Source organism: Streptomyces sp. NBC_00080 (assembly GCF_045041255.1).
Classification (GTDB): Bacteria; Actinomycetota; Actinomycetes; order Streptomycetales; family Streptomycetaceae; genus Streptomyces; species Streptomyces coriariae.
This window is the reverse complement of record NZ_CP108235.1, coordinates 8,147,193-8,166,042: the sequence shown is the minus strand read 5'-3', so window position 1 is coordinate 8,166,042 and position 18,850 is coordinate 8,147,193. Positions and strand designations below refer to the sequence as shown.

13 protein-coding genes are annotated in these 18,850 nt (G+C 69.8%); 3 read left to right on the top strand and 10 right to left on the bottom strand.

Features of this window, described 5'->3' with window-relative positions:
• Nucleotides 1-20: 20 nt before the first annotated feature.
• Nucleotides 21-842: an alpha/beta fold hydrolase gene (locus OHU34_RS36545; RefSeq protein WP_142269083.1), complete on the bottom strand. Its 822-nt coding sequence runs from the start codon at nt 840-842 to the stop codon at nt 21-23.
• Between the two features lie 194 nt (nt 843-1,036).
• Nucleotides 1,037-3,862 carry an AfsR/SARP family transcriptional regulator gene (locus OHU34_RS36540; protein WP_405770349.1) on the bottom strand — a complete coding sequence of 942 codons (2,826 nt, stop codon included), beginning with the start codon at nt 3,860-3,862 and terminating at the stop codon, nt 1,037-1,039.
• A gap of 179 nt (nt 3,863-4,041) precedes the next feature.
• Here OHU34_RS36540 and OHU34_RS36535 point away from each other — a divergent pair, with 179 nt between their 5' ends.
• The gene (locus OHU34_RS36535; RefSeq protein WP_405770346.1) at nt 4,042-4,632 is read left to right on the top strand and encodes a LuxR C-terminal-related transcriptional regulator; all 591 of its coding nucleotides are present in this window, start codon (nt 4,042-4,044) and stop codon (nt 4,630-4,632) included.
• Here OHU34_RS36535 and OHU34_RS36530 read toward each other — a convergent pair.
• The 6 genes from OHU34_RS36530 to OHU34_RS36505 form a co-directional block, all read right to left on the bottom strand.
• Nucleotides 4,619-5,407, bottom strand: a complete 789-nt coding sequence (locus OHU34_RS36530) for an oxidoreductase (RefSeq protein WP_142269086.1) — start codon at nt 5,405-5,407, stop codon at nt 4,619-4,621. The genes OHU34_RS36535 and OHU34_RS36530 overlap by 14 nt on opposite strands.
• A gap of 67 nt (nt 5,408-5,474) precedes the next feature.
• Nucleotides 5,475-6,299 carry an alpha/beta fold hydrolase gene (locus tag OHU34_RS36525; RefSeq protein WP_405770343.1) on the bottom strand — a complete coding sequence of 275 codons (825 nt, stop codon included), beginning with the start codon at nt 6,297-6,299 and terminating at the stop codon, nt 5,475-5,477.
• Between the two features lie 19 nt (nt 6,300-6,318).
• Nucleotides 6,319-7,131 (bottom strand): alpha/beta fold hydrolase, encoded by an 813-nt coding sequence (locus OHU34_RS36520; protein ID WP_405770340.1) that lies wholly within the window; start codon nt 7,129-7,131, stop codon nt 6,319-6,321.
• Between the two features lie 433 nt (nt 7,132-7,564).
• The gene (locus OHU34_RS36515) at nt 7,565-8,659 is read right to left on the bottom strand and encodes an MBL fold metallo-hydrolase (RefSeq protein WP_405770337.1); all 1,095 of its coding nucleotides are present in this window, start codon (nt 8,657-8,659) and stop codon (nt 7,565-7,567) included.
• Between the two features lie 1,138 nt (nt 8,660-9,797).
• Entirely contained in the window at nt 9,798-11,099 is a 1,302-nt protein-coding gene (locus OHU34_RS36510) for an RICIN domain-containing protein (RefSeq protein WP_142269934.1), read from the bottom strand.
• 100 nt (nt 11,100-11,199) lie between these two features.
• Nucleotides 11,200-12,630, bottom strand: a complete 1,431-nt coding sequence (locus OHU34_RS36505) for an endo-1,4-beta-xylanase (RefSeq protein WP_142269089.1) — start codon at nt 12,628-12,630, stop codon at nt 11,200-11,202.
• A gap of 923 nt (nt 12,631-13,553) precedes the next feature.
• Here OHU34_RS36505 and OHU34_RS36500 point away from each other — a divergent pair.
• Together OHU34_RS36500 and OHU34_RS36495 are read left to right on the top strand one after the other, a co-directional pair.
• Nucleotides 13,554-15,020, top strand: a complete 1,467-nt coding sequence (locus tag OHU34_RS36500) for a non-reducing end alpha-L-arabinofuranosidase family hydrolase (protein WP_142269090.1) — start codon at nt 13,554-13,556, stop codon at nt 15,018-15,020.
• 317 nt (nt 15,021-15,337) lie between these two features.
• Nucleotides 15,338-16,558: a metallophosphoesterase gene (locus tag OHU34_RS36495; protein WP_142269091.1), complete on the top strand. Its 1,221-nt coding sequence runs from the start codon at nt 15,338-15,340 to the stop codon at nt 16,556-16,558.
• A 136-nt stretch (nt 16,559-16,694) separates the two neighbouring features.
• Here OHU34_RS36495 and OHU34_RS36490 read toward each other — a convergent pair whose 3' ends face one another.
• Both OHU34_RS36490 and OHU34_RS36485 read right to left on the bottom strand, forming a co-directional pair.
• The gene (locus OHU34_RS36490; RefSeq protein WP_142269092.1) at nt 16,695-17,666 is read right to left on the bottom strand and encodes a hypothetical protein; all 972 of its coding nucleotides are present in this window, start codon (nt 17,664-17,666) and stop codon (nt 16,695-16,697) included.
• A 232-nt stretch (nt 17,667-17,898) separates the two neighbouring features.
• Complete coding sequence (locus OHU34_RS36485) at nt 17,899-18,798, bottom strand: helix-turn-helix domain-containing protein (protein WP_405770332.1); 900 nt, start codon at nt 18,796-18,798, stop codon at nt 17,899-17,901.
• Nucleotides 18,799-18,850 lie beyond the last annotated feature (52 nt).

Genomic DNA, 18,850 nt, shown 5'->3' with positions numbered 1-18,850 from the left:
GGCACACCGACGGGTGTGTGTCAGTCCCTGATGAAGGCCAACAGATCCGCGTCGAAGGCTTCCCGGTACGCGCCCACCAGCCCGTGCGGGGCGCCGGGGTACACCTTGAGAACGGCGTCGGGCAGAAGTCTCGCGGTGCGCTCCGCCGACAGGTGCACGGGCACGATCTGGTCGTCACCACCGTGCGCCACGAGCGTCGGGAACGTGAACTTGGCCAGGTCGTCGTGGAAGTCGGTCTCCGAGAACTGCCTGACGCAGTCGTAGGCCGCTTTCAGCCCGGTCTGCATGCTCCACAGCCAGAAGGCGCGGCGAACTCCCTCGGACCCGGTCGCGCCGGGGCGGTTGAATCCGTAGAAACTCTCGCTCAGCTCCCAGTAGAACTGGGACCGGTCGGTCCGCACGCCGGCGCGGATACCGTCGAACGCCTCGCGGGGAAGGCCGTCGGGGTTGGCGTCCGTCCGGAGCATCAAGGGCGGAACGGCTCCGAGCAGGGCCGCCTTGGCCACCCGGTCCGTGCCGTGACGGCCGATGTAGCGCGCGACCTCACCGCCGCCGGTGGAGTGTCCCACCAGGATGACGTCACGTAGGTCGAGGGTCTCCAGAAGTTCGGCGAGGTCGTCGGCGTAACGGTCCATGTGGTTGCCGCCCCAGGACTGGCCGGAACGACCGTGCCCGCGTCGGTCGTGGGCGATGCCCCGGAAGCCGCTGCCGGCGACCAGAAGCAACTGCCCGTCCCAGGCGTCCGCGTTCAGCGGCCAACCGTGGCAGAAGACGACGGGCTGCCCGCTGCCCCAGTCCTTGTAGTGGATGTCGACACAGTCCGATGTGGTGAACGTGGGCATGACCTGATGTCCCTCCGGATGTCATCGAGGTGCTGCCGGGTGTGCCGGCGCGGTGCGGTGCTGGGGGGGAGGCCGGCTCGGCAGCCCGGCCAAGGTAGCCGGGGCGAGGTGACCAAAAGGTGCGGACGTACGACAGGATCTCCGCGGCCGCGGAGATCCGTCAGAGGCCTCCGGTGCCGCCGCCCGCGTCCTCGTCAGTGGACCAGGCGCTGCCGCACCGCCTGCGCGTCCGGGTGTCCCAGGTGTTCGAGGATCCGCAGGGCCTGCCGCCAGGACACACCGGCTTCGGTGCGCTCTCCCGCGGCCTCCTGGCTGTCGCCGATGTGGACCAGGGTGTCGGCTTCGAGGTAGGCGTCGTGCAGGCCGCGGTAGAGCGTCAGGGCATGGCGATAACAGTCGACGGCCCGTTCGTGGGCCGCCAGATGATGGTGTGCGTAGCCGAGGCTGTCCCACGCGGCGGCCTCACCGTTCGGATTGCCGAGTTCCCGGTGGAGGTCGATTGCCCTCTGGCACTCCACCAGCGCCAGGGCGTGGTCGCCCCGCAGGATGTGGGTCCAGCCGACCTCGTTGTGCACCTGGGCCTGTCCGATGCGGCCGCTCACGTCCGCCTCCGCATACAGGCTGCGGGCGAGACCGTAGTGGACCAGCGCGTCCTCGTGCCGACCGCCCTTGTTCGCCTGGAACGCCAGATATCGCCGTGTCCTGGCCTCGCCGGCCGGGTCGGCCGCCGCCCGGAACAGGTCCAGGGCGGCGGTCAGGTGCTGGGTGGCCGCCTCGGCGTCGCCGAGCCGGCCGTGGACGAACCCCAGGGCGCGGTGGGCGTGGGCGCGGCCGGACGGATCTCCGGAACGCTCCGCGGCGTCGAGCGCCGCCGACTGGAGGGCGAGTTGCTCCTGCCAGCGGCCCAGCCGGTCGAGGTGCAGTTCCACGGTCGCGGCCAACTGCCAGCGCCGCGAAGCCGTATGTGTGCGAGCGGGCTCATGGGCGACCGCGGCGAGGATGACGGCCCGCTCCGTCTCCAGCCAGTCCGCTGCCTGTTCGCGGTTGCGGAACTCGGCGACGACAGCGCCGTCGACGGGAGCAGGGAGGGTCAGCCGTTCTCCCTGCGGTGCGAGTACGGTGCCCGCGTGGTGCGCGCTGTGCAGCAGGTGGTCGAGCAGCCGCCGCAGGGCCAGGACCTGCTCCTGCTGGGACTCGTGGATCTGGAGCAGGTCGCCCGCGTAGGCGCGCAGGAGGTCATGGCACAGGAACCGGCCCGCGAAGCGTTCGGTGAGCAGGTGTGCCCTGGTCAGTTCGCACAGCGCGGGCCGTGCCTCGTCCCGGGGCAGACCGAGCAGGCTGGACGCCGCTTCGAGCGACACCTCGGGCCCGGGATGCAGGGCGAGCCGGCGGAAGAGCAGGGCGGCCAGCGGGGAGAGTGCCTGGTACGACCAGGAGAAAACCGTTTCGAGATCGGTGGACGGATCACCGGCCGACAGCATGGCAAGGCGGTCGTCCTCCTCCGTCAACTCGGACGCGAGGACACCGAGATCGCCGTGGGGGTTCATGGACATGCGGGCGCTGACGATCGCCAGGGCGAGCGGCAGGCCGGCGCACGAGTGGATGATGTCCTTGACCGCGTCCGGCTGTGCGGCGAGCCGTTCCGCACCGAGGCGACGGGTCAGCAGGGCCTGGGAAGCGACGTCGTCCAGTACGTCGAGGGCGATGGGATGTGCGCCTTCGGCCACCAGCCCGGACAGGAGGTTGCGGCTGGTGACGATGGCGAGGCAGTCGCCCGCGCCCGGCAGCAGCGGCCTGACCTGCTCGGTTTCCTTGGCGTTGTCGAGAACGATCAGGACCCGTCTGCCGACCAGAAGACTCCGGTACAGCGACGCCTGGGCGTCGACGCTCGGCGGTATGTGTTCCGACGCCACTCCCAGCGCGTCGAGAAAGGTGCGCAGGATCTGAGCAGGGCCGGGCGCCGCCCCGCCGGGGTCGAAGCCGCGCAGGTCGGCGTAGAGCTGCCCGTCGGGGTAGCGCGGGGCGACCTCGTGGGCCCAGTGGACGGCCAGCGTGGTCTTGCCCACTCCGGCCATGCCTCCGATGGCGCTGATGACGACGGGCCGCCCCGGCAGGCCGTCCGCGGGCAGGAGGCTCCGCGCCAGGGCCATCTCCGTGTGCCGACCGCTGAAGACACCCAGATCCGGGGGGAGTTGCGCGGGTCTCGTACGGATGATGCCGTCGCTCGCCGCGGGTGCCGCGGTCGGGGTGAGGCCGGTCGGGACGGCCGGCGTGCCCGTGGCCGGACCGGTCGAGCGCGTGCGCAGACGCTCTCCGGCTTCCGCCAGCTCCGGGCCGGGCTCCAGTCCGAGTTCCTGGTTCAGCCGTCCGCTGACCTCCTCGTAGCTCCGCCGCGCTTCCAGCACGTGCCCGGTACGGGCCAGCACGGTGACGAGCCGCGCCTGCAAGGCCTCGTCCAACGGATGCGCCTGGGCCGCCTGCCGCAGCGGCATCAGTACGCGTTCCAGGTGGACGTCACCGGCTGCCACGGCGGTGTCGACGGCTTCCTTGACAGCGTCCGGGTACTCGCGTTCGACCCGCGCGAACAGCGGGTGGGCGCGCATCGACGCCGACAGCCCGTCGGCGACCGGCCCGCGCCAGAGACCGAGGGCCGCCAGCAGTTGTCTCAGACCCGCGATGTCGTCGCCCGCCCGCCGGCTCTCTCCGGCGTCGGCGCGCAGCGCGCGGAACCGCAGGAGGTCCAGCTGACCGGAGTCGAGGTGGAGCCGGTATCCGCCGGACGCCCGCACCAGAATCGGGCCCAGCGCCTTCCGCAGGGTCCCGACGTGCCTGTGTACGACATTGACCGCGCTGTCCGGGGCGCTCTCCCCCCACAGGAACTCGACGATCTCGGAGGTCGGAACGGGCTGGTCGACCTGTGTCAGCAGGAGCGCCAGCAGTGCCTTCCTCTTGGGCGGGCCGAGTTCGAGCTCCTCCCCGTCCCGCCAGGCCCGGAGCGGGCCGAGAACCGTCACACGCACAAGTGGGAAGTGTACGAGGTCCCGGCGCGGGCCGAGTCGGGCCAGTCACCTTCTCGTCACGGATCGCTCACCATGCCCTGCGTAGCGTGCGAATCGGCAGAGGTCGAACGGCGAACGACCAGCCGTCGGACCGGACTTCGCCGGTGCCGGTGCCCCCGGCAGAGCGTTTTGGAGACACGATGCACTTGACGACCATCGACGACCCGCGGCTGCTGCACAAGCGCTTCCTCAAGGCGAGTCGAACGACCGACGGCCCCGTGGTGGTCGTCAGCGGGAGCACGTTGCTGGTGAACGGTTCGGCGGCGGCTCTGACACGTGTCGCCGACCGCTCGCTGTTGTGGGAGTGGGCCCGTCATGAGGTGGCGTCCCCGATGACGGACACGGCACCGCCCTCGTCGGCGCCGGCCCTGGAGTCCGGGGCGCGTCCACGGTTCTGCGAGGGCATCTGGACCGGACGGGCTCTTGCGGGAGCGGTCGTCCGGCTGACCGTGCCCGCTCCCGCCCCTCCTCCGCGCGTCGCGGGGCCGGGCGGGGTGCAGAACCTGCGGTGGGCCGAGCTGACGGAGGCGCAGAAGCTGGTGGCCGAGCATGTCGCCGGCGGCCTGACCAACCGGCAGACCGCCGCACTGCTGTCCGTGTCGCATCACACCGTGGACTACCACTTGCGGCACGTCTTCCAGAAATTCCAGATCCATTCGCGGGTGGAGCTGGCGCGCATGGTGGCGGCGGCGTTCCACACGACACCGTCCGTGCCGGTCACACCGTGCTGATCATTCCGCCGTCGATGACGAAGTCGGAGCCGGTGACATTGCCGCCCCGGTCCGAAACGAGCAGCAGGACCAGGTCCGCCACCTCCTCCGGGCGCGTGAAACGGCCGGTGGCGGAGTCCTTGGCGGCCTGTGCCGCCACGGTCTCCGCGTCCAGCCCGCCGGCCTGCCCCAGGACGGCGGCCACCCCCGCCTCGCCCAGCCACAGGTCCGTGGCCACCGGCCCCGGACTCACCGTGTTGACACGGATTCCGCGGGGGCCCAGTTCCTTCGACAGGGACTTGCTGAAGCTGAGGAGCGCCGCCTTGGCGGCGCTGTAGTCGATGACGAGCGGGTCGGGCAGCCTGGAGTTCACCGACGCGACCGTGACAATCGTTCCCGAGCCGCGTTCCAACATCAGCGGCAGCACCGCCCGCGTGGCGCGCACGGCCGACAGGAGATTGATCTCCAGCGTGGTCGTCCAGTCCAGGTCGGTGACGGACGAGAAGCCACCCGTCCGTGGGCGGACCGCGCCCACGTTGTTCACCAGGATGTCCGGCGGCCCGTACACGGCCGCCGCCCCCTCCACCAGCAAGGCCGGCCCTTCGGGGGTCGCCAGGTCCGCCTCGACGACGTGGACGGAGCCGGTCTCGCTCAGCTCGGACAGCGGGCCGGACGTGTGACGGGCGCCTGCGGTGACGCGTACGCTCTCGGCCACCAGGGCTCGGGTCACGGCAAGTCCGATGCCTTTGCCGGCGCCGGTGACCACGGCGCTCTTGCCTTGCAGATTCAGTTCCATCGCGGACCTTCTGGAGGAGGACGGACCCGGCAGCCGGAAGGCAGCCGGGTTCTCGGGCCGGTACGGGTCAAGCGGTGCCGCGGGCCGCGCTCACGATCACGTCGACCACGGCGTCGGGCCGGGACAGCATGACGAGATGGGACCCGGCGACCTCAATGATGCGACTGCGGGCCCGCTGAGCCATGGACCTCTGCCGGTCCGGCGGCAGAATGTGGTCCCTGGTGCCGAGCACATACCAGCTCGGCAGGCTCTTCCAGGCGGGCGGGCCCGAGGCTTCCAGCAGCGCGGAAAGCGCGATGGGGCGCTGCGAGGAGGCAAGCAGGTCCGCCGTGGCGGGGGCCAGATCGTTGGCGAAGACCTCGCCGAACAGGTCCGGTTTGATGTAGAGGTCGACAGTCTGTTCGCCGTGCTGCTCATGGACCACCTGGTCGAACAGCGCGCCGGGGTCGGCTCCCTCGCCCTGCAGGCCCAGGACGGTCTCGCCCTGTTCCGGGACGAAGGCGTCCACATAGACGAGCGCTCTGACGTCGGCGGCGGGGGTGACGGCGTTCGTCACCACGGCCCCTCCATAGGAGTGGCCGACCAGAACCACCGGACCGGTCACACGCTGAGCGAGGAAACTGTTCAGGTCCTCGGCGTCCTCGGCGAGGCCGCGCAGCGCGTTGGGCACCGCGTGCACGGTGTAGCCGCGGCGCTGGAGCCGCCGGGTGACCTCCTGCCAGCTCGCGGCGTCCGCCCATGCGCCGTGCACGAGGACGATGGTGGGCTTGACGGTCCGGGGGTGTCCCGCCTGCGCGGCGGCGGGAATCGACGAGGTCGCCAACGCGACGGTGGCGGCTCCGGCGCTCCCCACGACCTGCCGCCGGGACGGCGGCCTACCTTGGTACGGCATGGTCGCTCGCTCTCCCTGTCTAGTCGAGGAAGTCGAGAAGACGGCGCGTCATCTCGGCGGTGTGCTCTTCGTAGATCCAGTGACCGGAGTCGGCGATGACCGCGCCGGTGACGTGGCGGGCGTACGAACGTACCTGCAACTCGACCTGGTCCTTCAGGCTGCTGCTCGCGCCGATGGCCAGCACAGGCATGGGCAGCTTGGTCTTCTTGTAGACCAGGTTGTCCGCCATGTCCGTGGGGAAGGCACGGAACCACTCGTGGTTGGCGCGCAGATGCGCGTCGTCACGGAGGTACTTGGCGAACTCCTTGACCTGGGCGGGTCCGACACCGTCCTTCTGCACCTCGAGGGAATCGACGAATCCGTCGACCCAGATCTCTTCCTTGCCGTCGATCAGCTTCTCCGGCAGGCCGTTCTTCAGGTCGAAGAAGCCGAAGTGCCAAGCGCCGGGGCCCTGCGCGGTCAGCGACGGATACTCGTACAGCGCCTTGTCCGGGATCGGTGCCTCGCTCAGCACCAGCTGGTGCACCTGGCGGGAGTGAGCGGCGGCGTAGGCGTAGGCCACCATGGTGCCGATGTCGTGGCCCACGAGGCGGATGTCGCTGTCCAGCCCGAGTTGGCGCAGCAGTCCGTTGATGTCACCGGCCATCGTCTTCTTGTCGTAGCCGCCGGCCGGGGCGTCGCTCTTGCCTGCGCCCCGCAGATCGGGAGCGATGACGGTGTAGTGCTTACTCAGCTCGGGGAGCAGGTCGCGCCACTCGTACCAAGTCTGCGGATACCCGTGCAGCAGCACGAGTGTGGGCCCGTGACCACCTCGCACGTAGTTGATGTGCACGCCCCCCCACTTCGGCTCTCTGTTCGGTGAATCCGGCGGGGACGCGCTGTTCGGATCCGACGTATTCCGTCGGGCTGCCGCTGGCCGCGGATTCCTGCACGCCGGCGAACATCGCGGTGAACGCGGTGGTCACGGCGAGGGCGAGAAGCGCCGGGCGTGAGCGTACGAACGAACGGGACATGGGTGATGGCATGGAGGTTCCTTAGACGGACCGCGGAGTGCGGGGTGCAAAGTGCGGAGTGGGTGGTGAGAGCCGGGGCGGCGCGGTGCGTGGCGGCCACCGGCGTTCTGCAGGTCGTGTCACGTGGTGCCGGACACGACGTTAGGCGCGCTGCGCGGCGACCGGCCCACGTACTCACGTAGTCGGAAGCGGGCCGGCGGCCGTCACAGGGCTCGTGGCGGGCGACCCGCGTGCGCGCTCCGGGCCGTGGCTCTACGGGCGGATGCCGAAGGGCCCGAGGAGTCCCTGGTCGATGCGCAGGGACTCGATCATGGCGAATGCGTTGTCCACGGTGAAGACGTCGACGGCGGCGAGCCGGCCCGTGTACTTCGCCACGACTGGCTGTGCGGCCTGGTTCGCCGCCGCGTCGAGGTAGGTCTTGAAGATGGCCCAGGAGTTGCCGGTCGGCCCGTATTTGTCGAAGAACGGCGTGGGGTCCAGCGATTCCAGGGTCTGCCGTGCGCTGAGTTCCAGGTCGTCGATGTAGTGCTGCTGGACGACGGCGTCCGCGCGTAGACCGAGGCGGCCCAGGTGTCCCCCGACCAGGGTCTGCCATGGGTATCTCATGGCCACCTGGTGGGCTTCGACCCACGCCGGTATGTCCTGGGAGACAGCGAGGTTCTTGAAGGGAACCCACCCGGGATAGATGACGTCGACCACCATCAGGGTCTTGTAACGGGGTGCGTGGACGAAGATGTTGTCCGGCGAGTGGTTCGGGCCGTGATGAGCCAGTTCGAGCGTCTCCCCGCCGACCCTGAGGGTGTAGCGGTCCTTGAAGGTGATGTGGGGCAGGGGCCTGTTCGGGTCCCTGTCCTGGCGCAGGAAGCGCTCGGTCTCGACGTGCGCGATACGACGTGCCCCGGTGCCGAAGAGAACGGCGGCGCCGATGTGGTCGGCGTGGCTGTGCGAGTAGATGACGTGCGTGACCTCGGACGGCCTGCCGTTGGCGTCGGTGACCCCGCGGATGGCCCGCAGCAGGTTGTGGCCGATGGTCGGCGGCGCGTCCACCACCACGACTCCGGTGGTGGTGGTGAGGAACATGGCCTGGTAATAACCGTCGGTGACCCAGTACAGGTGGCCGCCGATACGGCCGACGTAGTAGCCGTCGGTGAGCGTGGGACCGACCGCCGCGCCCGGCACCGGTGCGTAGTCGGGCAGGACGGTCGCCGCGGCCGCCTCGGCGGGACCGGCCAGGGCCAGGTCGGCGAGAGCGGGAACGAAGGGCAGGGCGGTGGCAACACCGGCCGTCTTCACGAACGTTCTTCTGGTGGCCTGGGTGGACGCCCTGGGCGTGCCGGAGTTGTTCATGACGGAGATTCCTTCCGCGGTTGGTCGATGCGGGATCGTTCGGCACGCGGCGCCCACCGGGATGAGCGCCGAGGCTGAGGGAGGGACGGCGGCGGCAGAGGCGGCTGAGACTGTGGTGTCACCGGCCGCTGAGAATTCTCGGAAGACCACGTTGCCGATCGCGGGGCGGCGCTTGCGGCCGAGTCCCACGGCCAGATCGGTCAACGACCCGCCGCGGACACCCTTTTGCCGGGATTCCTCGATGCCGTCGGTGAGTCTCTGGCCGTCGGCCCGGGAGCTGGACCCTCCGCGGTTGATTGAGTGTCAGGGAGGTGCATGTCGGCTCATCCGTTCCACGGCTGACGGCGCGTACGTGGTGGTCCTCGTGCGACAGGACGACACTAGAAGCTCACCGTTCGCGCCACCCCACGTGGACGCGTAGGACGGATCCGCCACGCGGTAACGCCATGAGCCGAAGAAGTCCACGGCCCGAAGAACACCGGCTTTCGCCGACTCCCGCAGCCCTTCAGAAGCTCTCCACCAGTCGGCGGACGGCCAAGGAGTCGTCATCCGCGCCGCCGCACTCGCTGCCGCCGATGCGTCCGGAGACTGTCGCAAACCCTGCGGCATCAGCCGGCCGCCCATCTACGGACAGCAGTACCTGAGCCGGCCGAGCCGGCCCGGTACGCCCTTGCAGCCGCGCTCGCCCACGCCCAGAGCGCCGGCCGCGATCCGGCGGCGCTGCGCACGGAGAGTGCGGGACGGCGCGTACTGGACACCCGGGGTCGGTCAGCGACGCACCGGTGTGGCGGCTGCGCCCAGTGGCATATCGGTCCACCACGGCTTCACGGGCACCGGCACGTGGCCGGCCAACGGCGCAGACGAAGAACATTCTTTGTTCCTACGGCCCCAAGAAGCTCGGGTTCTTCCAGAGCTCACGGTCGTTGCCTGGAGGCCCGTCGCGCCTCAGGCAACCCGACACAGGAGTCAGGGCTCGCGGTTCATTGCCCGTTCTCGCCGGGAACGAGCGGAAAGGGGCGCAGCTCGACCTCGTTCGTCCAGTGGATGATTCCGGTCGCCTCTCCGCCCTTCGATCCGGGACAGACATCGACGAAGTGGAGCCGGGACCGTCCTGGCTCCACTCCGTCGTGCGGGCGTGTCACCCGAACTGTGCGAAGAACCTCCAGATCTCCGCTTTGGTCCAGGTGGCGACGCCGCTTTCGCCGGCGGAGCCGTCGACCGGACCGGGTATGTGGTCTCCGTCGAACGCGGCCCATCGGACCGGGTATCCGGCACGGCAGCCCGAGTAGGTGGTGGTGATGTGCGTTCGGCTGCCCGGCGCGGGCTCGCGCGGGCTCTGGGGGGTGCAGCCGTTGTTGCTGACGAATCTGTCGCGCAGGGACCGTCCTTGCGCGATGTTGAGGACGGAGTCGCCGACACCGTGGATGCCGAGGTAGGCGATGGGCCGGGTGCCTCCGCTGCACCCGCTGATCTGAGCGCCGGACATGACCGCGACGGCCCTGAAGACGTTCGCCCGGCTGCATGCGAGCGCGTGGCTCATCCCGCCGCCCCAGCTGAATCCCGTGGCGAAACGCTGTGCCGGGTCGACACAGAGGCCGCCCTCGATCCGCCGGATCATGTCGTCGACGAAGGTGATGTCCTCACCACCCGCATTGGCCCAGCCGTTGCCGAGACCCTGGGGGGCGACGAGGATCGCGCTGTTGTTCGACTGTTCCTGTTGGCCGTAGTAGGACCAGGCGTTCCCGCTCGTGCCGCCCGAGGCGACGTCGCCGGCGGTTCCGCCCCGCCAGTGGAACGCGAAGATCAGCCGGTAGGGGTGGCCGTCGTCGTAGTCGGCGGGAACCCTGAGGATGAAGCTGCGGCTCTTGCCGCCGCTCTGCATCGTGTGCGTACCGCTCGCCAGAGTCGGGGGGCTGCCGCATCCGCCGGCGCCAGGTGCCGACAGTTTGATCATCTGCCATTGCTGGTTGGCGCCGCCCCAGTCGGTGTACTGGACGACGTTGCCGCCGTCTGCGGTGGCGGCGCCCTGCACCTCCACCGCCTTGCCGCTGGTGCGGTTGATCAGCCGCACGTGGCCCGCGTCGGAGTCGGCCAGGCGGAACTGCTGGTTGGCCCCGTTGTGGTCGGCCCACTGCTGGATCGCGGCACCATCCGCGGTCGAGCCGCCGGCCACGTCGAGAACCCTGTCCGAATGCCGGGCCTTGAGGCGGTAGAAGCCGTCGCCGGAGTCCACGAACTGCCACTGCTGGTTGGCTCCGTCGTTGCGCGTCCACTGGCTGACCCGCGCGCCGTCGGCGGTGGACGCGCCAGAGACGTCCAGCGCCTTGCCGCTGTTGCGATTGACCAGGGCGTACCAGGCGTTGGTGTCCACCGTCGCCGCCTCGGCGGGTGCCGGATGCACCACGGCGAGCATGCCGATCGCGAGGGTCGCCGCCATCACGGCGGCGACCCGGGACCACCAGCGATGTCTTGTCGGAGGGGCGGGGGAAGCCGCACCAAAGGTCTTCATCGACTCGCCCTTTCGTTTGTGGCAGGTCCCATCAGGTGCGGGTCCAGCGTTGGTTGCCGCTGTTCGAGCAGGAGTAGAGCTGGATCAGGGTGCCGTTGGCGGTGCCGCCCGCGACGGCGTCGAGGCAGAGGCCGGACTGGACGCCGACGATGGATCCGTCGGAGTTGAGGCGCCATTTCTGGTTGTCGCCGCCCCAGCAGCTGTAGATCTGGACTTTGGTGCCGTTGCCGGTGCCGCCGGCGTCCAGGCACTTGTTGCCGTAGACCCTGAGCTCACCGGCGGCTGTGGACGTCCACTGCTGGTTGGTGCCGTTGTTGCAGTCCCACAGTTGGAGCTGGGTGCCGTCGGTGGTGCTGCTGCCGGGCACGTCCAGGCAGCGGCCCGATCCGACGCCCTTGATCGGTGCGGAGTCCGAAGGGGGCGTGGTGGAGCCGCCGTTGAGCGCGTTGAGGACGGCGGTGTAGGCGGGCTTCTTGCTGCCGTCGCCGTTGAACAGCAGCGGCGTCTGCTCCGCTCGCCAGGAGTCGCTGTCGCGCACACCCCAGACGGTGATGCCGAGGCAGCGCGGGACGGCCAGGCAGTCGTTGGTCACGCTGGCGTAGGTGGAGGCCGGGGCGCCCTGGATGTCGAGTTCGGTGATGGCCACGTCGACGCCGAGGGCGGCGAAGTTCTGCAGGCTGGTACGGAAGTTGCTGTTGTAGGGGCTGCCGCTGTTGAAGTGCGACTGGAAGCCGACGCAGTCGATCGGCACGCCGCGCTGCTTGAAGTCCCGGACCATGGCGTACATGGCCTGGGTTTTGGCCCAGGTCCAGTCCTCGACGTTGTAGTCGTTGTAGCAGAGCTTGGCGGCCGGGTCGGCGGCGCGCGCGGTGCGGAAGGCGACCTCGATCCAGTCGTTGCCTGTGCGTTGCAGGTTGGAGTCGCGCCGGGCTCCCGAACTGCCGTCGGCGAAGGCCTCGTTCACGACGTCCCACTGGGCGATCTTGCCCTTGTAGTGGGCCATCACGCCGTTGATGTGATTGATCATCGCCTGGCGCAGCGTGCTGCCGCTGAGGCTCTGCATCCAGCCGGGCTGCTGGGAGTGCCAGGCCAGGGTATGGCCGCGCACCTGCTTGCCGTTCTGCACCGCCCAGTTGTAGACGCGGTCACCGGCGGTGAAGTTGAACTGGCCCCGCTGCGGTTCGGTGGCGTCGATCTTCATCTCGTTCTCGGCCGTCACCGAGTTGAACTCACGGCCCGCGATCGTCGTGTACGCCGAGTCGCCCAGCCTGCCGGAGGCGATGGCCGTGCCGAAGTAGCGGCCGCTCTGCGCCGCCGCGGCGCCGAGCGTGTTCTCGGCGGCGTGTGCGGTCGGCGGCGCGACCAGTGTGGTGACCGTACCGAGGACGCCGACGACCAGCGCCAACAGCAGGCCGCGGATCTTCCGGCGGACAACGGGTCTGGGAAGGACGTACGAGCCCATGGCTGTGCCTCCAAGGTAGACATCACGGAAGGACGGAAGGACCGAAGCGCAGGGGGAATGCGTCGTCCGCTCCCCATCGGCGGACGGACAGTGCGGAACCCGGGCGGCACTGATCACCGGACACCGAGGTCATGGGACCGGGACGATCTGAACCGGCACGGACGGCACTGGTCGGAGGTCGGGTGACGTACCGGCGGTCGGGTGACGTACCGGCGGGGCGGCGGCGGTGCTTCGACACAGGCATGGGGGTACTCCATCGCGGCTCGGCCGAGGGACCGCCACGCGGCGTCGCGCACCTCTCCAACTGCGCGAGAGCCAGGTTGCGCTGGTGCGAACCTCACCGGAACGAGACGGGTGGCGCGGGTGCTTCGGTGCGCGGATCTGTCGTGCAGTTGCGCGGGCATCTGCCGTGCAGCACAGATTGCCCAGAGCCGACGCGGTTCGACATCTCGAACTACGGCCGGGTTCTCAGACAGGGATGATTGAGGTATTGGTGACGGGTCGTCAATACTCCCCGCAGAAGAAGTTTCCGTTCCTCGCCCGAAAATTTCCGGAATCCCGGCGAGCCGAACGGCGAACCCCCGTCGCCGCGTCGGCGAATGCCGTACGGCCGGGGCCGGGACGAGGGTACGGACGCCGCCGGCTCGACTTCTCACTCCTCGCGGAGGCCCTGTACTGGCGAGCCTTCTCGCAGACGCCGGAGCGCCTCCGGTCGGCGTGACAGCTCGTCACGCCCGAAGGGGAGGCGCTGTTTGTGGACAGATCGGCGACAAGCCTTGACCAGAGGGCTCCACATTCCTAGCTTGTGGCGTCACAGCATCCGGGAATTCTTCGAATGTTTCGAGATTGTCCCTCCCCCGGCGCTTCCGCCCCGCGATTCATCGGGGTCACCTCACCCCCGCCCCCCCCAAGGAGGCCCTCTGATGTGGTTTCGCCGCCCGTCCCCGGTCCGTCCAGGACGCTTACTCGCCGTCCTCGCGCCTTTGCTGCTCGTGGCCACCTTCCTCGGCGCCCAGCCCGCCGCCGCGGCGACCGTAGACCCCAACGCCTCGTACGTGCTGGTCAACCGCAACAGCGGCAAGGCCCTGGATGTCTACAACATGGCGACCGGCGACGGCGCCCGCATCACCCAGTGGACCAGGAACGACCAGAGCCAGCAGCAGTGGCAGTTCGTCGATTCCGGGGGCGGCTACTACCGCATCAAGTCCCGGCACTCCGGCAAGGTGCTGGACGTCTACAACTGGTCCACCGCGAACGGCGGCTCGATCGTCCAGTGGTCCGACCTGAACGCCGACAACCAGCAGTGGCGACTGGCCGACAGCTCGGACGGCTACGTGAGGTTCATCTCGCGCCACAGCAACAAGGCCCTCGAAATACAAGGCGCCTCCACCGCCGACAACGCGAACACGGTCCAGTACGACGACTGGGGCGGCACCAACCAGCAGTGGCAGCTCGTCAAGGTCGGCGGCGCCGATCCCGGCTCGTGCGACCTTCCGTCGGCGTACCGCTGGACATCAACGGGCGCGCTGGCGCAGCCCAAGCCGGGGTGGGCCTCGCTCAAGGACTTCACCGTAGTCCCCTACAACGGCAGGCAACTCGTCTATGCGACGACGCACGACACGGGGACGAGTTGGGGTTCGATGAACTTCGGCCTGTTCACCAACTGGTCGGAGATGGCCTCGGCCGGCCAGAACCCGATGTCGGCTTCCACCGTCGCGCCCACGCTCTTCTACTTCGCGCCGAAGAACATCTGGGTGCTCGCCTACCAGTGGGGCGGGACGGCCTTCTCCTACCGGACGTCGAGCGACCCCACCAACCCGAACGGCTGGTCATCCCAGCAGGTGCTCTTCTCCGGAAGCATCTCCGGCTCCGGAACAGGACCCATCGACCAGACGCTCATCGGTGACGGGACGAACATGTACCTGTTCTTCGCCGGTGACAACGGCAAGATCTACCGGGCCAGTATGCCGATCGGGAACTTCCCGGGAAGCTTCGGCACTACCTCGACAGTGATCATGAGCGATACGACGAACAACCTGTTCGAAGCCCCGCAGGTCTACAAGCTGCAGGGCCAGAACCGCTACCTCATGATCGTCGAGGCGATCGGCTCGCAGGGCCGCTACTTCCGCTCGTTCACGGCCACCAGTCTGAACGGCTCATGGACACCCCAGGCCGCGACCGAGAGCAATCCCTTCGCCGGCAAGGCCAACAGTGGCGCCACCTGGACCAACGACATCAGCCATGGCGAACTGATCCGCACCAGCGCCGATCAGACCATGACCGTCGATCCCTGCAATCTGCAGTTGCTCTACCAGGGGCGCAGCCCCGACTCCGGCGGCGACTACGGCCTCCTGCCCTACCGTCCGGGTCTGCTGACACTGCAGCGCTGACGGCGTGACACGAGTCCGGCTCCGGTATGGAGCCGGACTGGCGGGCTCGGCGGAAGGCCGAGCCCGCCCGGGTCACGCGACCCGATCGCACAGTCGGTTGATCTTTGAGTGCGCAGGTGGTGAGCCTGGACAAGTCCCGGGATGACAGTGGCCTCCCTGATCGCGGCTCATGCCGAAGGAGGTGTCTGCGGCGGAGTCCTGCCGTCCCGCGGAGAACCCTTCGACCCACGGGTCCGCGCCCATGAACGCCGGTCCGGCCGGTCCGAGGGCGACCGGATACAGTGCGCGAGACGGCAGCCTGGTTTGTGAGGGGAAGCGTGACCGACACCAGCAACACCCGAGTCGCCGACAGCGAAGGGCAAGCTCCGCGGCAGAGCCGACTGCACCGCCTGATGCGCTACCTCCCCCTGATCACCCCCGTCCTGCTGTGGGCCGTGCCCTGCTGGGTGCTCCTGTACACCGGCCAACACTGGCCGCTGCCCGTCACGCCGGCCGGCACCGCCCTGTTCGTGCTCGGGCTCGTCGGCATGCCGCTCGCGATGATGCGCGGCCACGGCCGGCGCCAGCAGGACCGGGCGGCGATCGTCGGTGACACCCTGCTGGGCACGAGTTGGGTTCTGTTCACCTGGTCCGTGCTGCTCGGCGTCTTCTTGCGGCTCGCCCTGACCGTGGCCGGTGTCGGCGAGAGTCAGGACCGGGCCCGAATCGTCACCTGGGCCGTCCTCGGCACAGCCGCCGTGCTGCTCGCCTGGGGGTACGTCGAAGCCCGCCGCGTGCCACGCGTGCGCCGGCTCGACGTCCGACTCCCCCGGCTGGGTCCCGGGTTGGACGGCATCCGCGTCGTCCTGATCACCGACACCCACTACGGCCCACTCGATCGCGCCCGCTGGTCGGCACGGGTGTGCGAGACGGTGAACACCCTGGAAGCCGACCTGGTCTGCCACACCGGCGACATCGCGGACGGCACGGCCGAACGCCGCCGCGCCCAGGCCGCCCCACTCGGAACCGTGCAGGCCACCCGGGCCCGGGTATACGTCACCGGCAACCACGAGTACTACAGCGAGGCCCAGGGCTGGGTCGACCTGATGGACGAACTGGGCTGGGAACCGCTGCGCAACCGCCACCTGCTGCTCGAACGCGGAGGCGACACCCTCGTGGTCGCCGGCGTGGACGACGTCACCGCCGAGTCCTCCGGCCTGGCGGGCCACCGCGCCCACCTGGCCGGCGCCTTGAACGGCGCCGACCCCGACCTGCCCGTCCTGCTCCTGGCCCACCAGCCCAAGTTCATCGACCGGGCAGCGGCCGCCGGCATCGACCTCCAGCTCTCCGGCCACACCCACGGCGGCCAGATCTGGCCCTTCCACCACCTGGTCCGCATCGACCAGCCCGCACTCGCCGGCCTCAGCCACCACGGCCCCAGAACCCTCCTCTACACCAGCCGCGGCACCGGCTTCTGGGGCCCGCCGTTCCGCGTCTTCGCCCCCAGCGAGATCACCCTGCTCGTACTCCGCTCCCCGCACCTGCCCACCTCCCCGTAGCACGCGACGGGCCGACACGTCCGCTCGGAGCAGTCCACGAGCCGAGGGGTCCGGCGTCGACAGACGACCAGGCCCCTCTCGCCGAGGACAGGATTCGGACCGTTCCCGGGCCGACGGCTCCAACGAGCCATGCCTGCTACGGGCGGCCGCCCAGGCGGGCGCGCAGCAGATTGGGGTCGGTGGCCGTGGTGTAGGCGGCGCTGAGCACGTACACGTCATTGCCGCGCAGCGCTACGGAGGTGGGGTTCTGAAGTCCGTCGGTGGCATCCAGGACGGTGCTGCTGGTGCCGTCCGGCCGGATGCGCACGATCGTGTTGGGGGCGTTGCGGGCGGCGAGGATCTCGTCTCCGCGGCCGGTGAAGGCCAAGTCGTCGATACCGGCCAGGCCCGAAGCCTTGACCTGCGGTGATCCCGCACGGTTTCCCGAACGGATCGGGATGCGCAGGACGGTGCCCTGGTCCAGGTTGGTCACCCACAGCGCGCCGCCGTGCACTTTCGCGCCGTTGGCGCCGAGGAAGCCGGTCGAGGCGAGTTCGGGAGCGGTGGACCACGCCCGGGGGGTGCCGCCCGTGACGGGGACGGTCCACACGGTGCCGAGCACCGAGTCGGTGATGTAGAGCTGTCGGCTGCGCTCGTCCAGTGCCAGCCCGTTGGGCAGGCCTCCTGCGGGCAGTGCGGCGATCCGCTGCGGCGCCTGCGCGGGGCGCAGCCGCCACAGCCCCGTCAGGTCGGCCGTGCCGGTCGCGTACAGCACGTACAGGGTGCCGTCCGAGGTGTGGGCGATGCCGGTGGCCAGGGGAAAGCCGAGGACCGGGGTGTCGACTCCGCCGTCGGCCGGGGCGGGCAGCGTCGCCAGGACACGCGTGGTGCCCTGGCGGGTGACCTGAGCCACCTGGCGGCCGGCGGCGAAGGTGACGGCCGCCGTGCCGTCGGGCAGCAGGGTGATGTTCTCCGGCATCTGACCCGCGGACAGGTCGAAGTGGGTGGCGACCCGCACATGTGTCAGCGGTCCCCCGGTGGACGTCGCGTCGGCGGGCACAGCCGTTGCAAGGGCGGCCGCGGCCACCACAACTGCCGACATGATCAGCTTGATGCTTCGCTCGGACATGGTTCCTTCTCTGTTTTCGGGCATGCGGCAGCCGCGGTGCGGTGCCGTGGACGAGGGGTGCTTCGGGGGTGGCCGTGATCGTGCCGCCGACCGACGGGCGTCGGACAGGCCGACCGGCGGGCGTGGGACCGTCCGACCGGGCGGACGGCCCGCCGAGGTGGACAGCCCGGCAGCGGGACGCTCCGGCGGATGCGCAAGCGCCGGGCGCCCTCGGGCGACGGAGTGGCTCGGGTCAGGTGGTGCGGGTCTCGGCGCCGTGGCGCGGCTGGGTCGATTCGTATGGCGCGGTGGTGTGGACGAGCAGGGTCAGGGCTGTCGCGGACGGGGACCCGGGCGCGGCCGTGGCCACCACCAGGGACGGTCCGCGTCCTTGCGGGCTCTGGAGGGTCTGCTGGGTGACCGCCAGTGTCCCGACCAGCGGGTGGCGCATTTCGTAGTCGGCGACATCGCAGGCCTGGATCCGGTGATCGGCCCACATCGTGGCGAACTCCGGGCTGCGCATGGCGAGTTCGCCGACCAGTCCGGCCAGCAGCGGATCGTCCGGGAAGCGGCCGGCCGTCAGACGCAGATTGCCCACCACGGCCCGGGCCTTGGCGGGCCAGTCGCTGTACAGATCGCGGGTGTGCGCGTCGAGGAACACCAGCCTGGCCATGTTCGGCCGTCGGCCCGGGTCGTCGGGGCTGGCCGCGTCGAGATGCCCCGCGAACAGCGCGTGTCCCGGCCGGTTCCAGGCCAGGACATCGCTGCGGCGGCCGATGACGACGGCCGGTGTGCCCTCGATGGCCGCCAGCAGGGCGCTCGTTGCCGGGGTGACGCGTTCGACGGGCGGTCGGCCGGCGGCCCTGGGCCGTCTTGGCGCACGGGCCAGGGTGTGCAGATGGGCACGCTCGGACTCGTCCAGGCGCAGGGCGCTCGCCACGGCGTCGAGCACCTCGCGCGAGGCGTTGCGTGACTGGCCCTGTTCCAGGCGGGTGTAGTAGGGCGCGCTGATGCCCGTGAGCATCGCGAGCTCCTCCCGGCGCAGCCCGGGCACCCGGCGCCGCTCACCGTAGGTCGGCAACCCGACGTCCTGGGGACGCAGTTGGCTACGGCGTGCCTGGAGGAAGTCGGCGAGGGGCCCGTGCTTGGTCATGGCACCGAGTATGCGCACCGCCGAGGGCGCGCGCCTCACCCCGCCGGGGTAG